This is a genomic window from Micromonospora halotolerans (assembly GCF_032108445.1).
GTDB lineage: Bacteria > Actinomycetota > Actinomycetes > Mycobacteriales > Micromonosporaceae > Micromonospora > Micromonospora halotolerans.
The window spans coordinates 2944212-2960948 of sequence record NZ_CP134876.1 but is presented as its reverse complement, the minus strand read 5'-3'; the positions used below and the strand labels follow the sequence as shown (position 1 = coordinate 2960948).

At 75.1% G+C, this 16737-nt stretch carries 15 protein-coding genes and 1 riboswitch; of the genes, 8 read left to right on the top strand and 7 right to left on the bottom strand.

Annotated elements, in window-relative coordinates; genetic code table 11:
• Position 1: 1 nt before the first annotated feature.
• A complete protein-coding gene (locus tag RMN56_RS14090; RefSeq protein WP_313724743.1) occupies positions 2-1315 on the bottom strand; it encodes an AI-2E family transporter in 1314 nt (437 codons plus the stop codon).
• A gap of 138 nt (positions 1316-1453) precedes the next feature.
• Here RMN56_RS14090 and RMN56_RS14085 point away from each other — a divergent pair, with 138 nt between their 5' ends.
• Complete coding sequence (locus RMN56_RS14085; RefSeq protein WP_151463382.1) at positions 1454-1801, top strand: GroES family chaperonin; 348 nt, start codon at positions 1454-1456, stop codon at positions 1799-1801.
• A gap of 70 nt (positions 1802-1871) precedes the next feature.
• The gene (locus RMN56_RS14080; RefSeq protein WP_167364318.1) at positions 1872-2039 is read left to right on the top strand and encodes a hypothetical protein; all 168 of its coding nucleotides are present in this window, start codon (positions 1872-1874) and stop codon (positions 2037-2039) included.
• A gap of 22 nt (positions 2040-2061) precedes the next feature.
• Here the strand turns inward: RMN56_RS14080 and RMN56_RS14075 are convergent, their stop codons facing one another.
• Complete coding sequence (locus RMN56_RS14075) at positions 2062-3546, bottom strand: PrsW family intramembrane metalloprotease (RefSeq protein ID WP_313724217.1); 1485 nt, start codon at positions 3544-3546, stop codon at positions 2062-2064.
• A 23-nt stretch (positions 3547-3569) separates the two neighbouring features.
• Positions 3570-3690: riboswitch (SAM riboswitch) on the top strand.
• A 52-nt stretch (positions 3691-3742) separates the two neighbouring features.
• On the opposite strand from RMN56_RS14075, the gene RMN56_RS14070 reads away from it, so the two are divergent.
• Entirely contained in the window at positions 3743-5005 is a 1263-nt protein-coding gene (locus tag RMN56_RS14070) for an aminotransferase class V-fold PLP-dependent enzyme (RefSeq protein ID WP_313724216.1), read from the top strand.
• A 7-nt stretch (positions 5006-5012) separates the two neighbouring features.
• Here RMN56_RS14070 and RMN56_RS14065 read toward each other — a convergent pair whose 3' ends face one another.
• Positions 5013-6272, bottom strand: coding sequence for an FUSC family protein (locus RMN56_RS14065; RefSeq protein WP_313724742.1), 1260 nt, complete (start codon positions 6270-6272; stop codon positions 5013-5015).
• Between the two features lie 74 nt (positions 6273-6346).
• Between RMN56_RS14065 and RMN56_RS14060 the strand changes: the two genes are divergently transcribed.
• On the top strand, positions 6347-6982 hold the full coding sequence (locus tag RMN56_RS14060) for an HD domain-containing protein (RefSeq protein ID WP_313724215.1): 636 nt from the start codon (positions 6347-6349) through the stop codon (positions 6980-6982).
• On the opposite strand, the gene RMN56_RS14055 is transcribed toward RMN56_RS14060, so the two are convergent.
• Positions 6954-7328, bottom strand: a complete 375-nt coding sequence (locus RMN56_RS14055; protein WP_313724214.1) for a DUF4031 domain-containing protein — start codon at positions 7326-7328, stop codon at positions 6954-6956. The two genes, RMN56_RS14060 and RMN56_RS14055, sit on opposite strands and share 29 nt — an antisense overlap.
• 58 nt (positions 7329-7386) lie before the next feature.
• On the opposite strand from RMN56_RS14055, the gene RMN56_RS14050 reads away from it, so the two are divergent.
• A complete protein-coding gene (locus RMN56_RS14050) occupies positions 7387-8787 on the top strand; it encodes an FAD-binding oxidoreductase (RefSeq protein WP_313724213.1) in 1401 nt (466 codons plus the stop codon).
• 3 nt (positions 8788-8790) lie between these two features.
• Here RMN56_RS14050 and RMN56_RS14045 read toward each other — a convergent pair whose 3' ends face one another.
• Together RMN56_RS14045 and RMN56_RS14040 are read right to left on the bottom strand one after the other, a co-directional pair.
• A complete protein-coding gene (locus RMN56_RS14045; RefSeq protein WP_313724212.1) occupies positions 8791-9300 on the bottom strand; it encodes a hypothetical protein in 510 nt (169 codons plus the stop codon).
• A 62-nt stretch (positions 9301-9362) separates the two neighbouring features.
• The gene (locus RMN56_RS14040) at positions 9363-11174 is read right to left on the bottom strand and encodes a glycerol-3-phosphate dehydrogenase/oxidase (RefSeq protein WP_313724741.1); all 1812 of its coding nucleotides are present in this window, start codon (positions 11172-11174) and stop codon (positions 9363-9365) included.
• Positions 11175-11253: 79 nt separating this feature from the next.
• Here RMN56_RS14040 and RMN56_RS14035 point away from each other — a divergent pair, with 79 nt between their 5' ends.
• The 3 genes from RMN56_RS14035 (at position 11254) to RMN56_RS14025 (ending at position 15040) form a co-directional block, all read left to right on the top strand.
• Entirely contained in the window at positions 11254-13740 is a 2487-nt protein-coding gene (locus tag RMN56_RS14035) for a S8 family serine peptidase (RefSeq protein ID WP_313724211.1), read from the top strand.
• 42 nt (positions 13741-13782) lie between these two features.
• On the top strand, positions 13783-14712 hold the full coding sequence (locus tag RMN56_RS14030) for a GNAT family N-acetyltransferase (RefSeq protein WP_313724210.1): 930 nt from the start codon (positions 13783-13785) through the stop codon (positions 14710-14712).
• 85 nt (positions 14713-14797) lie between these two features.
• Positions 14798-15040 (top strand): hypothetical protein, encoded by a 243-nt coding sequence (locus RMN56_RS14025; RefSeq protein WP_313724209.1) that lies wholly within the window; start codon positions 14798-14800, stop codon positions 15038-15040.
• A gap of 66 nt (positions 15041-15106) precedes the next feature.
• Here the strand turns inward: RMN56_RS14025 and groL are convergent, their stop codons facing one another.
• On the bottom strand, positions 15107-16729 hold the full coding sequence (groL, locus tag RMN56_RS14020; RefSeq protein ID WP_091317388.1) for a chaperonin GroEL: 1623 nt from the start codon (positions 16727-16729) through the stop codon (positions 15107-15109).
• Positions 16730-16737 lie beyond the last annotated feature (8 nt).

The following is a 16737-nucleotide window of genomic DNA, read 5'->3' as shown; positions in this document are numbered from 1 at the left end:
GTCAGGGGGCCTGGGAGGCGACCACCACGGCGTCGGGTGGGGTGTCCGGCACGGTCCGCGCGGCCAGCCGGCGGACCGCGGTGTTGAGGACGGCGATCAGCGGCACCGCGACCAGCGCGCCCGCGATGCCGGCCAGCACCACCCCGGCGGCGATGCCGATGATCACGGCGAGCGGGTGGATGGCCACGGCCCGGCCCATGATCAGTGGCTGGAGCACGTGCCCCTCGACCTGCTGCACGCCGATCACCACGCCCAGGATGATCAGCGCGGTCACCGGGCCGCTGTCGACCAGCGCCACCAGCACGGCCACCACGCCGGACAGGAAGGCACCGACGATCGGGATGAACGCGCCCAGGAAGACCAGCGCGGCCAGCGGGAACGCGAACGGGATGTCGAAGATGACCAGGAAGATGCCGATGCCCACGGCGTCGATGAAGGCGACCAGCACGGTGGCCCGCACGTAGGCGCCGAGCGTCGACCAGGAGGCCCGGCCGGCGTCGTCCACCTTCCAGCGGGCGTTCACCGGCAGCAACCGGACCAGGAACCGCCAGATCTTGCTGCCGTCCCGGAGGAAGAAGAAGGTCGCGAACAGCACCAGGACCGTGCCGGTGAGCACCTCGGCCAGGGTGGCCGCGGTGTTGAGCGCCCCGCTGGTGAACTTCTCGGTGTTGTCGTTGATCCAGCTCTGCGCCTCGTCGATGTAGCGGTTGAGCTGGCTGTCGGAGAGGTGCAACGGGCCGGTCTTGAGCCAGTTCTGGATCTGCCGGACACCCTCGGACGACTTCTCGCTCAGCTCCGGCACGCCCTGGATGAACTCGTTCACCACCAGGGTCAGCGTGCCGATCACCGCGGCCAGGCCGCCGACCAGCACCACGCCGGTGGCCAGCGAGCGGGGCAGGCGGGCCCGGAGCAGCCAGCCGACCGCCGGTGCGAGCAGCGCGGAGAGCAGCAGCGCGACCGCCAGCGGGATGATCACGATGCGGATCGTGCCGACGATCTTGAGCAGCGACCAGGTGACGATGCCGACGACGATGAGCCGCCAGCACCAGGCCGCGGCGATCCGCAGCGCGTGCGGCACCTCCACGTCGTCCTGGCTGCTCGTCGAGGCGTGCACGGACGGCCGGGGCTCCGCACCCACCACGGTCGCCGCCGGAGGTGCCGCCGGACCGGGCGAGGAGGGCGAGGCCAGGCGCGACTCGTCCGCCGACCGGTCCGGATCCGCCCGCCGGGCCCGCGCCGACTCGCGGCCGGACTCGTACGCGCGGCGGAGCCGTCCGCGCATCCGCTCGAAGCGGCTCAAGCGCACCTCCCGCATAACTGGTCCGCCCACGACACAGGGGGGACAGGATACGTCCGTCCGCCCCACCCTAGGGCGACTCCGCCACACATTGCCCCCTGCCGCCCGGCCCAACCACACCGGGATCGACCGGCGGGCACGCGGTAGCGTCTTCGCGTGACCGCCGACCAGAACCTCGACGCCGGCCTGCCGATCCGCCTGCTGCACGACCGCGTGCTGGTGCGTACCGAGAACGGCGAGGGGGAACGCCGTTCCACCGCCGGCATCGTCATCCCGGCCACCGCAGCGGTCGGCAAGCGGCTGGCCTGGGCCACCGCAGTGGGCGTCGGCCCGCACGTCCGCTCCATCGTCTCCGGGGACCGGGTGCTCTTCGACCCCGACGACCGCTCGGAGGTCGAGCTGCACGGCCGGGCGTACGTCCTGCTCCGCGAGCGCGACGTGCACGCCGTGGCGGCCGAGCGGGTGGAGAAGGAGCCGACCGGCTCGACCGGCCTCTACCTGTAGGCGCGGCCCCGCCGTTTGCGCCGCCGCCCGGCGGGAAGCCCCAGGCACGACCGCGCCCTGGGGAGGGACCATGCCGGTAGTCGTGAAGAAGATTCTCGCCTGGGGATTCCTCGCGTTCCTGATCTACTTCATGGCCTTCCGGCCGGACGGTGCGGCCCAGCTGTTCAAGGGGATCGGGGTGGCCCTGATGGCCATCGCGCAGGGCCTCGGCGACTTCCTCACCGGCCTGATGTCCTGACCCGCTCCGCTCCGAGCGAGGGTCAGGCCGGGGGCCAGGGGGCCGACGAGCGGTGACCGTGCCAGCCGGACGGCCCGTAACCGGGTGGGAAGGCCGGGGGCGGCGGCGGGGCCAGCACCACCGGGATCGGCACCACCGGTTCGTCCGGCGCCTCGACCGGGCGCCGCGATCCGTCCGGGAAGCGCAGGTGGTAGCGCTGCCCGTCCCAGACCCCGACCGGCGCCTGCGGGTCCCGGCCCACGAAGAACGCCCGGTACGCCCCGATCGCGTCGAGCAGCTCCCGCTCCTCCCGGGCCGTCCGGTCCCGCTCGGCGGGCTTGCGGTCCAGGCCCCGGCGCATCCCGTCGCGCAGCAGGGCCAGCCGGGTGGCGGCGAACTGGTAGCCGCGCATCGCCCTCACCCCGCCGTCGCCGGCCACCCGCCGGGCCCAGGTCCGGGCGGCGTGCCGCCGCCCCAGGCTGCCCAGCGCGGCCACCTCCGGTGGGCTGAGCCAGCCGGCCCGGACGTAGTCCGGCAGGGTCCGCTCGGTGAGCCGCCCCTCCCATGCGCGCAGCCAGACGGCCAGCCCGACCATGCCGAAGAAGATCGGCACCATCACGCCGATGTAGCCGTAGAGCGCGATCAGCGGCTGCCCGGTGGCGGCGGCCAGCGAGGGCAGCAGGTTCCAGGTGCCGTGCAGCATCATGGCCAGCAGCAGGCCGGCGATCGGGGCGAGGAAACGCACCCGCCGGTCGGCGGTCCGCGCGGCGACGCCCAGCCCCACACCGGTCATCGAGGTGAACAGCGGGTGGGCGAAGCCGAAGAGCAGGATCCGCACGATGAAGATGGCGATCACCTGGCGCGCGCCGGTCGCCGGGCCGTACTCCTCGACGCCCGTGCGGTAGCCGTAGCCGCCCAGGTAGAGGATGTTCTCCACCATGGCGAAGCCGACCGCGGAGAGCCCGCAGTAGACCAGGCCGTCGGTGACCCCGGAGAACTCCCGGCGGCGGAAGATCAGCAGCAGCAGCGGGCCGGCGGCCTTCGTCAGCTCCTCGATGAACGGGGCGACCAGCACGGCGGTCAGCGCCGAGGGCAGCCCCCAGTGGTCGAACAGCCGGGCGCCGGTCTCGTTGACCAGCAGCGAGATGGCGGTGGAGACGAACGCGCCCCAGGCGAAGCAGAAGATCAGGTACTTCAGCGGCTCCGGCTCGTACCGGTCGAGCCAGAGGAAGCAGGAGACCAGCACCGGCACCGGCAGGATCGCCGCGATGACGCCGACCAGCAGCGCCTCCGCGCCGAGACTCTCGCCCAGCGTGAAGACCATGAAGACCGCGCCGGCCGCGATCAGCAGCACCACCCCGGCCAGCGCCAGGAACCGCCGCCAGCCGAGCCGGCGCAGCGGCATCCGGGGAGCCGGCGTCCCGGGCGGGACGGCGGGCGCGGTCGGCGGCGGCGGCAGGGCTCCGCCGGGCGGGGTGACGGCCATGCGGTCAGCGTAGTCATCCGCGACCCACTGGTCCGGTCGCATCGCGACCGCTATGCTGCCGGACAGGTCACGAGTGCCAGCGTCAAGCCCCGGCTTGCTGGCCGGCAACCCTCGTCGAGTTCGCGGTGGGGTGCCCCGGGTGATGACCGGGCCCAGCCCGATCCGCGTGCTGGGCAAGCGCGGACCCCGTCCCGGTGCCCACCCACCCGGGGTCCCCCTGGACCCGGGAGGCTCCGGCATGACCGTCACCCTCGTACCCTCGCTGCCCACGCTCGTCACCCCGAGCCGGCCGGACCCGCTCGGCGTGCTCGGCGTACCGGGGGAGATCAACCTGGACTACGCGGCCAGCGCGCCGTGCGCGCGGGCCGCGGCCGACGCGGTGGCCGAGCTGCTGCCCTGGTACGCGAGCGTGCACCGCGGCGCCGGCGCACTGTCGCGGCGCTGCACGCTGGCCTACGAGCGGGCCCGGCAGACGGTCGGCGACTTCCTCGGCGCCCGCCCCGACGACCACGTGATCTTCACCCGGAACACCACCGACGCACTGAACCTGCTGGCCCGGGCGCTGCCCGCCGGCACCACGGTGGTCACCTTCGCCGGCGAGCACCACGCGAACCTGCTCCCCTGGCCGCGCGGCTCGGTCCGGCTCCCGGTGCCGGACGGCCCGGGCGGCGCGGTCCGCTCCCTCGACGCCGCCCTGAGCGAACTGTCCCGCGACGCCCGGCCCGGCCTGCCCGTGCTGGTCGCGGTGACCGGCGCGAGCAACGTGACCGGGGAGCGCTGGCCGGTGGCCGACCTGGCCCGGGTGGCCCACCGGCACGGCGCCCGGATCCTCGTGGACGCCGCGCAGCTCGCCCCGCACGCCCCCGTGGACCTGGCCGCGCTGGACGTCGACTACCTGGCGCTCTCCGGCCACAAGCTGTACGCCCCGTTCGGCGCCGGCGTGCTGGTCGGCCGGGCGGACTGGCTGGACGCGGCCCCGCCGTACCTGGCCGGCGGCGGTGCCACCAGCCACGTCGGGGCGGCCACCCACGAGGTGCGGTGGACCACCGGCCCGGCGCGACACGAGGCGGGCACCCCGAACCTGCTCGGCGCGGTGGCTTTGGCCGCCGTCTGCGGGGCGCTGGCCGGCGCCGACCGGGACGCGCTGCACGCCCGCGAGCAGGCGCTGCTGGCCCGGCTCCGGGCAGGCATCGCGGCCCTGCCGCACGTGGTGGAGCTGCGCACCTTCGGGCCGGACGCGCCGCGGGTGGGCATCGTCAGCTTCGTGGTCGCCGGCCGGGACTCCGCCGAGGTGGCCGCCCACCTGGCCACCGCGCACCGGATCGGCGTCCGGGACGGCCTGTTCTGCGCCCACCCGCTCGCCCGCCGCCTGCTCACCGAGGCGGCGACCCGCAGCGGCCGCCGGGACCTGCCCCCCACCGCCCTCCGCGCCAGCCTCGGCCTCGGCACCACGAGATCCGACGTGGACGCCCTCCTCACCGCCCTGGCCACCCTCCCGTGAGCCGGGGTCAGCCGACCGGGGGTGCGGTGGGGGGTTTAGGGGCGGGTTCCTGCTCGGTGGTTTCGCCGGAGCGCTGCTCCCGGTCGCCGAAGGACTGGCGGACCAGGCGGTTGGCGTCCTCCTGGTCGATGCCGGAGGCCACCAGGAGGTCGCTCGCCGTGGTCCGCACCTGGGCGATCACCACGCTGCCGGAGAACCCCACCCCCTCGGCGTACGCCCGGCCGGCCTCGCTGACCGCGCGCAGCGACCGTTCCCGGGCCTTCTCCGGCTCCTCGCCGACGGCGAACTCGTGCCGCAGCAGGCGGACCGACTCGGCCAGGTGGGCGATCGAGTCGGGCATCGGCTCCGGGATCGGCTCCTCGTCCTCGATCATGGTGACCGAGCGGCGGATGAGCGTGCCGCTGTTCCGCATGGCCCGGTCGATCGGGTCGGCCGCCTCGGCGTAGTGGGTCAGTTCGTCTCGCCGGTGCCAGCGGGCCGGCGAGATGGTGATGGTCTCCTTGGCACCCTCGATGGCCTCGGAGAGGGCGGCCAGCTCCTCCTTGTTCTCCCGGAGTCGGAACAGCGCCTGCTGGGCCGTGCCCCGGTCCCGGCTGCGCAGCGCGTCCGCGCAGATATCGAGCTGCCCGGCGAGCAGGTCCAGCGCCGGGCGGGCCGCCCGGTTGATCACCCGTAGCGGGTTGAGCGGCAGCAGGATCGCGGTGACCAGCAGCGCGATGCCGCCGCCGAGGAACGCGTCGACGAAGCGGGGGATCTCCAGGTTCTGGGTGGACGGGCTGAGCGTCACGATCAGCACGGCGGTGGCCGCCGCCTGGATCACGATGGCCACGCTCGCCCCGGCGAAGACGGTCAGCAGGATCGCCGCGGTGACCACCGCGCCGAGCTGCCAGGCGCCGGTGCCCAGGAAGTAGATCAGTAGATCGCCGACGGCGACCCCGACCGCCACCCCGATGATCAACTCGACGGTACGGCGGAACCGCTGGCCGACCGAGGCGGCCAGGGTGCCCACCGCCGAGATCGGCGCGAACACCGGCTGCGGATTGTTCAGCAGCCGGTGGGAGATCAGGTAGGCCAGGCCGGCCGCGAGGCCGGCCTGGACCGCCAGGCCGGCCGCGGTGCGGACCCGGTGCAGCCGGTCGTGCAGCGTGGCCTTGCTGCGGTGCCGGAGCTGCTCCACGGCTTCGGAGATCCGCGCGCCGTCGACGTCGACCAGGCCCTCACGCAACGGGGTACGCCGGAGGAACTGCGGTCGACGGTCCCGGGCCACGGCCATGGCCGGTACTACCCGTCCCGCCTGCGCTGAATCCTCGGCACCGGTCGCGGTGGGGCAGACTGCACGGCGTGGACGAGCTGATCGATCGGTGGCGGGACGCGACCCGGACGGCGGGGGCGACCGACCCGGCCGGTGTCGACCGGGCCGGGGCTCGACTGCTGACGGGCTGGCGGGAGCCGCACCGGCACTATCACACGGTGACCCACCTGCGGGCCGTGCTCGACGTGGTCGACGCGTACGCCGGGTCGGCCCGCCGCCCGGACCTGGTCCGGCTGGCGGCGTGGTGCCACGACGCGGTGTACGACCCGCGGGCCGGCGGCGACGCCAACGAGCGGGCCAGCGCCGAGCTGGCCGGGGAGCTCCTCACCGCCGCCGGGTTGCCGGCGGACGCGGTGACCGGGATACGCCGGCTGGTGCTGCTCACCGCCGGCCACGCGGTCGGGCCGGACGACCCGGACGGAGCCCTGCTCTGCGACGCCGACCTGGCGGTCCTGGCCGCCCCGCCCGCCGACTACGACCGCTACGCCGCCGCGGTCCGCCGGGAGTACGCGCACGTCCCCGACCCGGACTTCCGCGCCGGCCGGGCCGCCGTGCTGACTAATCTGCTGGCCCTCCCCGCGCTCTACCGGCTTCCCGAGCCGCACACCCGCTGGGAGTCCCGCGCCCGCGCCAACCTCACCCGGGAACTGGCGACCCTGCGCTGATCCCGGGGCTCCGCGGCGCCACCGGCGAGCCTGCGCCGGTCCCGGGGCTCCGCGGCGCCACCGGCGAGCCCGCGCCGGGAGCGGGGACCGCGCGGGGCTTGGGGCGGCGCAGGTCGGCGGCGCGGAGGAGGCGGACGATCTCGCGGGACGGGACGAGCCGGGCGCCCAGCCAGACGGCCATCGGGACGCGTTCGGCCGGGAGGTCGTAGTGGTCCCGGTCGAAGCCGCGCCGGGGCAGGCCCAGCGCCTCGGCGAAGGCGTGCAGCTCGGCGTACGAGACATCGCTGACCAGGTGCGACCAGAGCCGCCCCCGCCAGGGCACCGCGGGCGGGTCCAGGTAGAGCATGACGACCAACGGTACGCCCGGTTGGTCATCCCCGCCGGCACGACCTAGCCTTCCCGGCATGGCCGCCCATCCCCTCCTCGACGACCTGCGAACCGCTCTCGGTGACGCGGCCGTGCTGACCGACCCCGATTTGCTGGCGACCCACGCGCGGGACGAGGCCGACCTGTGCGAGGCGGGCACCCCGCTGGTGGTGGTCCGCCCGCGCGACACCGCCGACGTGGTGGCGGTGGTCCGTGCGGCGGCCCGGCACGGCGTACCCGTGGTGCCGCAGGGGGCGCGGACCGGGCTGGCCGGGGCGGCGAACGCGGTGGACGGCGCGGTGGTGCTGAGCACCGTGGCCATGGACCGGATCCGGGAGGTCGATCCGGTGAGCCGGATCGCCGTGGTGGAGCCCGGCGTGGTCAACGCGACGCTGGCCGGGGCGGTCCGCGAGCACGGCCTCTGGTATGCGCCCGACCCCGGCTCCTGGGAGTCGTCCACGATCGGCGGCAACGTGGCCACCAACGCCGGGGGCATGTGCTGCGTGAAGTACGGCGTGACCACCGAGTACGTGCTCGGCCTGGAGGTGGTGCTCGCCTCCGGCGAGGTGCTGCGCACCGGCCGGCGCACCGCCAAGGGCGTCGCCGGCTACGACCTGACCCGGCTGTTCGTCGGCTCGGAGGGCACCCTCGGCGTGATCACCGAGGTGACCGTGGCGCTGCGCCCGGCGCCCGAGGAGTCGCTGACCCTGGTGGCGGTCTTCCCCACCACGGCGGCGGCCGGCACGGCCGTGGCGGGGGTCGCCGCGCGCGGGCTCACCCCGAGCCTGCTGGAGCTGCTGGACCGCACCCACCTGCGGGCCATCGAGGCGTACCGGCCGATGGGCCTGCGGACCGACGCCCAGGCGCTGCTGCTGGCGGCCGTGGACACCGGCTCCCGGGCGGCCGACGACCTGGCCCGGCTGGCCGAGGTGTGCACGGCGGCCGGGGCCGACGAGGTCTACGCGGCCACCGACGCGGCCGAGGCGGCCGCCCTGCTCCAGGCCCGGCGGCTGGCCCACCCGGCCATGGAGAAGTTCGCCGCGGACACCTTCCCCGGCGGCAACGGTGGCCTGGTCATCGACGACGTGGCGGTGCCGCGGGGCGCGCTGGCGGCGCTGCTGGACGGGGTGGCCCGGATCGCCGAGGAGTGCGCCGTGCCGATCGGCGTGGTGGGGCACGCCGGCGACGGCAACATGCACCCGAACATCGTGGTCGACCGGGCCGACCCGGAAAGCCTGGCGCGCGGGCGGCGGGCCTTCGACGAGATCATGCGGCTCGGGCTGGAGCTGGGCGGCACCTGCACCGGCGAGCACGGCGTCGGCCTGCTGAAGCGGGACTGGCTGGCCCGGGAGATCGGCCCGGTCGGCGTACGGGTGCACCAGGCGATCAGGGCCGCGCTGGACCCGGCGGGGCTGTTCAACCCCGGCAAGGTGTGCTGAGGCTCAGCCCTTGTCCTCGGCCGGGGTGGCCTGGGTGATCAGCAGCAGGACCTGGTAGGCCACCGGCGGCTTCGGCTCGCCCGGGCAGTCCTGGATGGTGATGGTCAGCCCCGGCGGGATCAGCAGCGTCGAGGTCAGCGCGTCGATGCAGCCCTGCTTGTAGTGCCGGGCCTCATCGGTCTCCTGCGCCAGAGCCGGGTCGGCGAGCGTCCGCTGCAACCGCTGCGTCTGCTCGGGAGTGAGCGCCCCGGTCGAGTCGACCCCGTCGCCCGCGCAGTCGCGGCACTGCCACCGCCCGGACGGCTCCACCTCCAGGGTGCGCGGCGGCCCGCTCGACCCGACCTGCTGCACCAGGGAGACCCGCCGACCGGCCGGCGTCGGCGAGGGGGCGCCCGCCTCACCCGGTGTCGTGGCACCCTCGGCGCGACCGAACAGCGAGCAGCCGGACAGGACGATCGCCAGGAGGACGCCGACGGACAGAGCGCGGACGCGCGACCAGGATGGGCGAATCACGCGGGGAAACCTACACTTCCGTAGGTAAGGCCGGAACCCTCCGGACCGACGTTACCGGCGGGTCACCGCGACGGCAGTTCGACGCTGTCGCCGTCGCCGCCCCGGTCCGCGGCGAAGCCGCGCACGTCCGGCGCGCCCAGCCGGGCCGCGTCGGCCGCCACGTCGTCCGCCATCAGCTGCGACTGCCGCTCGGCCTCCACCCGGGCCCGGTAGTGGGCCACCTCACGGGCGCGGGTCGCCTCGTCCCAGCCGAGCACCGCACCCATCAGCTCCGCGGCGTGCTCCGCCGACTCCAGGCCGCGGTGGCTGGTCTCGATGGAGATCCGGGTACGCCGGGTCAGCACGTCCTCCAGGTGCAGCGCCCCCTCGGCGCGGGCCGCGTACGTCACCTCGGCGGCCAGGTATTCCGGTGCGCCGGCCAGCGGGGAGCCGAGCAGCGGATCGGCGTCGACCAGGGCGAGCAGGTCGAGGGTGAGGGTGCCGTAACGCTCCAGCAGATGCTCGACGACCCCGACCGGCACCCCGTGCCGGCGGGCCAGGTCGGCCCGGTCCCGCCACATGGCCGCGTACCCGTCGGCGCCCAGCAGCGGCAGGTCGGCCGTGCGCGACGGCCGGGTCCAGCCCAGCCGGTGCACGGCCCGGTCGACCACGTCGGAGGCCATCACCCGGTACGTCGTGTACTTGCCGCCGGCCACCAGCAGCAGCCCGAGCATCGGCTCGACGACCGCGTGCTCCCGGGAGAGCTTGGAGGTGGAGTCCGCCTCGCCGGCCAGCAGCGGGCGCAGCCCGGCGTAGACGCCCTCGATGTCGGCGGTGGTGAGCGGGCGGTCCAGCACCGCGTTGACCTGCTCCAGCAGGTAGTCGATGTCCTTGGCGGTGGCCGCCGGGTGGGACCGGTCCAGCCGCCAGTCGGTGTCGGTGGTGCCGATGATCCAGTGGCCGCCCCACGGGATGACGAACAGCACGCTGGTGGCGGTGCGCAGGATCAGGCCGGCCTCGCCGGTGATCGCCGAGCGGGGCACCACCAGGTGCACGCCCTTGGAGGCCCGGACCCGGAAGCCGGGGCGCAGCCCCACGTCGTTGAGCATCCGGGACATGTCGTCGCTCCACACGCCGGTCGCGGCGATCACCGTGCGGGCGTGCACCTCGAACTCGGCGTCCGGCGAGCCGGCGGGCGCCTCCAGGTCGCGGACCCGGACCCCGGTGACCTCCCGGGCCTGCCGGATGAGGCCGACCGCCCGGGCGCTGGTCACCACGGTCGCGCCGAGGCTCGCCGCGGTGCGGGCCAGGGTCACCACCAGGCGGGCGTCGTCGACCTGGCCGTCGTAGTAGCGGATTGCGCCGGCCAGCCGGTCGGGCCGCAGGCTCGGGAAGATCCGGTGGGCGCCCTCCCGGGTCAGGTGCCGGTGCAGCGGCATGCCCCGCCCGCCGCCGAACAGCCCGGCGAAGACGTCGTAGGCGGCCACACCGGCCCCGTAGTAGGAGCGGCGGAAGAACCGGCGGGGCAGGTCGCGCACCCCGCCCTCGGCGGGGAGCGGGACCAGGATCGGCACCGGGCGCACCAGGTGCGGGGCCAGCCGGGTGGCGAGCAGCCCGCGCTCGGTCAGCGCCTCGTGCACCAGGTGGAACTCCAGCTGCTCCAGGTAGCGCAGGCCGCCGTGGATCAGCTTGCTGGACCGGCTGGAGGTGCCGGCGGCGTGGTCGCGCGCCTCCACCAGGGCCACCTTCAGGCCGCGCGACGCGGCGTCGAGCGCAGCGCCCGCACCGGTCACGCCACCACCGATGACCAGCACGTCGAACCGCTCGGCGCGGAGTCGGCGCAGGTCATCGGCGCGGCGCTCGACGGAGAGCTGACCGGCCGCGGATCGGGACACATTAGGGTCGCGCACCTGTCCACGGTAACCGGCGGCGCACTCCGGCGGCAGGCACCCGTCGGGCCGTACGGTGAGGGCCATGCAGGCCGGCCCACCCACCGCTCCCGTCCCTCCGTTCCCACCCCCGCGCCCGGAGACCGGGCCGTGGCCGGTGGTCGCCGCGGCGGCGACCGGCGTCTGGGCCGTGCTGGTCACGGTGCCCGGCCAGCTCGTCGGCTGGGTGGTCGACCAGCTCGTGCTGGTCTCCGGCGTGGACCGCTCGGTGGCCGTCTGGCCGGTGGTGGCGCTGGTCACCGTGCTGCTGGTGGGCGCGCCCACGCTGGCGCTCGCGCTGCTTCCCCGCTCCCCCGCGGTCCGGGCGACCGGCCGCGCCTGGCTGGCCGGCACGCTCGTGCTCGGCGCGCTGACCCTGCTCCGCGCGCTGCCGCCGGTGCACCACGAGGCGTACCTGGCCGCGCTGGCCGCGGCCGCGGCGCTGCTCGCCCTGGCCCTCGCCCGGCTCGCCCGCCGCCGCCCGTCCGCCCCGCCGGTGGCCGCCGCTCCGCCGGCCTCCCTTCGCACGCCGGCCGGGCCGGACGACGGTGCGGCGGGGGCGGGTGGCCGGGCGGGGCGGTTCGGTCCGGTGACGCTGCTGGCGGTGGCCGCCGGGCTGGCGTCGCTGCTGCCGTGGGCCTGGGTGGGCGCGTTGGGTGGCGCGCCGGAGACCCTGCTCGCCGGGCTGGCCGCCGCCGCGCTGGGCGCGCTGGCCGGGGTGCTCCTCGGCCCCGCGTTCTGGGCCGCGTTCGCGGTCGGCACGCCACCCCGGCCGGCCCGGCTGGTGCTCGTCGGCGGGTTGGTCGCCGGGGTGACCCTGGCGCTGCTCGCCGCGGGGGCCGGCCAGTCCGGCGCGCACCTGCCGGGGCTGCTCCTGCTGCCCCCGCTCGGCTTCGTGCTGGGCGCGCTGGAGGCGGCGGCCCGGCACGCGGGCCGGGCGGCCGGGCCCCGGCCGGTGCGCTGGCTGGTCGGCCTCGCGCTGCTCGGCCCGCTGGCGTTCACCGACCCGGAGGAGATCACCGTCCTGCTGGCGACCACCCGCGACGTCCCGTTCTGGGTCGCGGTCGCGACCGGCGTCGCGTTCGCCGTCGCGGTCCTGCTCGCCGTCGGGTACGGCGTGCTGCTCGCCCGGCCCCGCGCCCGCGCGCCCCGGCGTGGCCTGGCCGGGCTGGCCGCCGGAGCCCTCCTCGCCGCCCTCGTCGTGGTGTACGCCGTCCCCGGCCAGCCCGGCCTGCACGGCGAACGCCTGCTGGTGGTGCTCCGCGAGCAGGCCGACCTGACCGGCATCCCCGCCGGGGCGCCCGGTCGGGCCGGCCGGGACGCCCGGGCGGCCGAGGTCTACCGGCGGTTGGTGGCCACGGCCGAACGCAGCCAGGGCGACCTGCGCCGCGAGCTGGACCGGCTGCGCCTGCACCCGACGCCGTACTACCTGGTCAACGCCATCGAGACGGACGGCGGGCCGGCCGTCCGGGCCTGGCTCGCCGGTCGACCGGAGGTGGCCCGGGTGCTGGTCAGCCAGCAGCTGCGCCCGTTGCCCGCGGCGGCGCCCCCGACCCGGGGCGAGGTGCCGGCGCCGACCGGCCCGACCTGGAACGTGTCGCTGATCGGCGCGGACCGGGTCTGGTCGGAGCTGGGCGTGACCGGCGCCGGCGTGGTGGTGGGCAGCTCGGACTCCGGGGTGGACGGCCGGCACCCGGCTCTGGCCGCCGGCTTCCGGGGCGGCGACGACTCCTGGTACGACCCCTGGGAGCACCGCCCGACGCCGGCCGACCGGGGCGGCCACGGCACGCACACGGTGGGCAGCGCGGTGGGCCGGAACGGGATCGGGGTGGCCCCCGGCGCGAGCTGGGTCGGCTGCGTCAACCTCGACCGCAACCTGGGCAGCCCGGCACGCTACCTGGACTGCCTCCAGTTCATGCTGGCGCCGTTCCCGCCGGGCGGGAACCCGCTCACCGACGGTCGGCCGCACCGGGCCCCGGACGTGCTGACCAACTCGTGGGGCTGCCCGCCGGTCGAGGGCTGCGACCCGGGAGCGCTGCGCCCGGCGACCGCCGCGCTGGCCGCGGCCGGCATCCTGGTGGTGGCCGCCGCCGGCAACACCGGCCCGTACTGCGGCTCGATCGCCGACCCGCCGGCGCCGTACCCGGACGTGCTCACGGTCGGTGCGGTCGACCGGGCCCGCCGGCTCACCGAGTTCTCCAGCCGGGGGCCGGCGGTCGGCGGCGCCGCCAAGCCGGACCTGGTGGCGCCGGGCGCCGGGGTGCCGTCGGCGTTCCCCGGGGGCGGTTACGCCACCCTGGACGGCACCTCGATGGCGACCCCGCAGGTGGCCGGCGCGGTGGCGCTCATGTGGTCGGCCAACCCGGCGCTGGTCGGCGACCTGAACCGCACCCGGCGCATCCTGGCCGAGACGGCCACGCCGGCCGGGGCACCCGCCGACGCGCCCTGCGGCGGCACCCGGAACCTCGTCGGCGCGGGCCTGGTCGACGCGTACGCGGCGGTTCGCGCCGCGCGGGCCGCAGACCTCGGTTAACAACCCTGTCCATTGGCCGGCGGATGACCTAGGGTCGCGTCCATGGACGTGGAGATCATCGAGCTGGGGCCCGACCGCCTGGCCGAGGTCGTCGACCTCTGCCGGCGCGCCCTGGACCTGCCGGAGGACGCCGCCGAGGCGCCGGCGATCGTGGCCACCCTCGCCGACCGCGCGGCGGCAGACCGTCCGGTGCTGCGGCTCGGCGCGGTCCGCGGCGGCACGCTGGTCGGGGTGCTGGTCGGCTCGCTGTCCGCGCGGGATCCGCAGGTCGGTCACGTCGACCTCGTGGCGGTGGCGCCGGAGGAGCGCCGCCAGGGGATCGGTGGGTCGTTGCTGGCCGAGGCGGAGGCCCGGCTCGGCGGGCTCGGCGCGGCCGAGCTGCTGCTGGCCGGGAACCCGCCGCAGTACGCCTGGCCCGGCATCGACGTGCGCTACACGCCGGCGGTGTGCGCCGCGCTGCGGCTCGGCTACCGGCAGGACCGGACGGCCTGGAACATGACGGCCGACCTGGGCGAGGGCTCGGCGGCGCTGCGCTCCACCGAGGCCGCCGAGCAACGGCTGGCCGGGCGCGGCGTGACGGTACGCCGGGCCGAGCCGGCCGACCTGCCGGCGCTGGCCGGGTTCGCCCGCGCGACCTTCGGCGGCGCCTGGGACGGCGAGCTGGCCGGCTCGGTCGGACGGCCGGACGCGGGCGCGCACCTGGCCGAGCGCGACGGTGAGATCCTCGGCTTCGCCGCGTACGGGTCGTCGCGGCCGAGCTGGTTCGGGCCGATGGGGACCGCCCCGGCGGCCGAGGGTTCGGGGATCGGCGGGGTGCTGCTGCGCCGCTGCCTGCGCGACCAGGCGGCGGCCGGGGTCGAGGCGGCGCAGATCGGCTGGGTGGGCCCGGTGCCGTTCTACTCGGGGGCGGCGGGCGCGCGGATCGAGCGGGTGTTCTTCCTGTACCGGAAGGCATTGAACGGACAGAAGTAACTAAAGTTACATAGACGGCAATAACGCCGTTCGGCCTCCTCGGCCATCGACCGGCCCCTACGGTCGGGGATTAGAGGAGGCGGGCATGACCACGGACGACGAACGGACCGACGACCAGCCGGCGAGCTGGCGACCGGTCGGCGAGCTTCCCGGCCAGCTGCCGTTCGACCGGCTCGACTTCGGCGACGCCGAGCAACTCGCGGAGATGACCGGGGCGGACGGACCCTCCGCCGAGGAACCACTGCAACCGGTGGACGAACCGATCCGGCTCACACCGCCCTACGACCGGGCGCACAAGCGACGCAACCAACGACCACTGCCGACCTGAGACAGACGCAAAGGGGCGGACCGCTGACGCGGCCCGCCCCTTTCGGCGTGCTGGGTGAAGCTGGACTCAGAAGTCCATCTCCCCGCCACCCGGGCCAGCCGGGGCGGCCGGGGTCTTCTCCGGCTTGTCCGCCACGACGGCCTCGGTGGTGAGGAACAGCGCGGCGATCGAGGCGGCGTTCTGCAGCGCGGAACGCGTCACCTTGGCCGGGTCGATGATGCCCGCGGCCAGCAGGTCCACGTACTCGCCGGTCGCGGCGTTGAGGCCGTGACCCGGGTCGAGGTTGCGGACCCGCTCGACGACGACGCCACCCTCGAGGCCGGCGTTGACGGCGATCTGCCGCAGCGGGGCGTCCAGCGCGATCTTGACGATCTGCGCGCCGGTCGCCTCGTCGCCGGCCAGGTCCAGCTTGTCGAAGGCGGTCTTGCCGGCCTGCACCAGCGCGACGCCACCACCCGGGACGATGCCCTCCTCGACGGCGGCCTTCGCGTTGCGGACGGCGTCCTCGATGCGGTGCTTGCGCTCCTTCAGCTCGACCTCGGTGGCCGCGCCGACCTTGATCACCGCAACACCGCCGGCCAGCTTGGCCAGGCGCTCCTGCAGCTTCTCGCGGTCGTAGTCGGAGTCGCTCTTCTCGATCTCGGCCCGGATCTGGTTGACCCGGCCCTGGATCTGGTCGGCGTCGCCGGCACCGTCGACGATGGTGGTCTCGTCCTTGGTCACCACGACCTTGCGGGCGCGGCCCAGCATGTCGAGGCTGACGGCGTCGAGCTTGAGGCCGACCTCCTCGCTGATGACCTGACCACCGGTGAGGATGGCGATGTCGGCCAGCATGGCCTTGCGGCGGTCACCGAAGCCCGGCGCCTTGACGGCGACCGACTTGAAGGTGCCGCGGACCTTGTTGACCACCAGGGTCGCCAGGGCCTCGCCCTCGATGTCCTCGGAGATGATCAGCAGCGGCTTGCCCGACTGCATGACCTTCTCCAGGATCGGGAGCAGGTCCTTCACCGACGAGATCTTGCTGTTGACGATCAGGAGGTACGGGTCGTCGAAGACGGCCTCCATACGCTCCGGGTCGGTCATGAAGTAGGCGGAGATGTAGCCCTTGTCGAAGCGCATGCCCTCGGTGAGCTCGAGCTCGAGGCCGAAGGTGTTGCTCTCCTCGACGGTGATGACGCCTTCCTTGCCCACCTTGTCCATCGCCTCGGCGATGATCTCACCGACGCTGGGGTCAGCGGCGGAGATGGAGGCGGTGGAGGCGATCTGCTCCTTGGTCTCCACGTCCTTGGCGAGCTTCAGCAGCTCCTCCGAGACGTTGGCCACGGCGGCCTCGATGCCCCGCTTCAGGGCCATCGGGTTGGCGCCGGCGGCCACGTTGCGCAGACCCTCACGGACCAGGGCCTGGGCCAGGACGGTCGCCGTCGTCGTGCCGTCACCGGCCACGTCGTCGGTCTTCTTCGCGACCTCCTTGACCAGCTCGGCGCCGATCTTCTCGTAGGGGTCCTCGAGCTCGATCTCCTTGGCGATGCTCACACCATCGTTGGTGATGGTGGGGGCACCCCACTTCTTCTCGAGCACGACGTTGCGGCCCTTGGGGCCGAGCGTCACCTTCACGGCGTCGGCGAGCTGGTTCATGCCCCGCTCGAGGCCGCGGCGCGCCTCTTCGTCGAACGCGATCATCTTGGCCATACGGCGTT

What these genes read in the sequence shown, in the direction of transcription:
- RMN56_RS14090 (WP_313724743.1), bottom strand. Translation starts at nt 1,315, where the DNA reads ATGCGGGAGGTGCGCTTGAGCCGCTTCGAGCGGATGCGCGGACGGCTC.
- RMN56_RS14080 (WP_167364318.1), top strand. Translation starts at nt 1,872, where the DNA reads ATGCCGGTAGTCGTGAAGAAGATTCTCGCCTGGGGATTCCTCGCGTTC.
- RMN56_RS14075 (WP_313724217.1), bottom strand. Translation starts at nt 3,546, where the DNA reads ATGCGACCGGACCAGTGGGTCGCGGATGACTACGCTGACCGCATGGCC.
- RMN56_RS14070 (WP_313724216.1), top strand. Translation starts at nt 3,743, where the DNA reads ATGACCGTCACCCTCGTACCCTCGCTGCCCACGCTCGTCACCCCGAGC.
- RMN56_RS14055 (WP_313724214.1), bottom strand. Translation starts at nt 7,328, where the DNA reads ATGCTCTACCTGGACCCGCCCGCGGTGCCCTGGCGGGGGCGGCTCTGG.
- RMN56_RS14050 (WP_313724213.1), top strand. Translation starts at nt 7,387, where the DNA reads ATGGCCGCCCATCCCCTCCTCGACGACCTGCGAACCGCTCTCGGTGAC.
- RMN56_RS14035 (WP_313724211.1), top strand. Translation starts at nt 11,254, where the DNA reads ATGCAGGCCGGCCCACCCACCGCTCCCGTCCCTCCGTTCCCACCCCCG.
- RMN56_RS14030 (WP_313724210.1), top strand. Translation starts at nt 13,783, where the DNA reads ATGGACGTGGAGATCATCGAGCTGGGGCCCGACCGCCTGGCCGAGGTC.
- RMN56_RS14025 (WP_313724209.1), top strand. Translation starts at nt 14,798, where the DNA reads ATGACCACGGACGACGAACGGACCGACGACCAGCCGGCGAGCTGGCGA.
- groL (WP_091317388.1), bottom strand. Translation starts at nt 16,729, where the DNA reads ATGGCCAAGATGATCGCGTTCGACGAAGAGGCGCGCCGCGGCCTCGAG.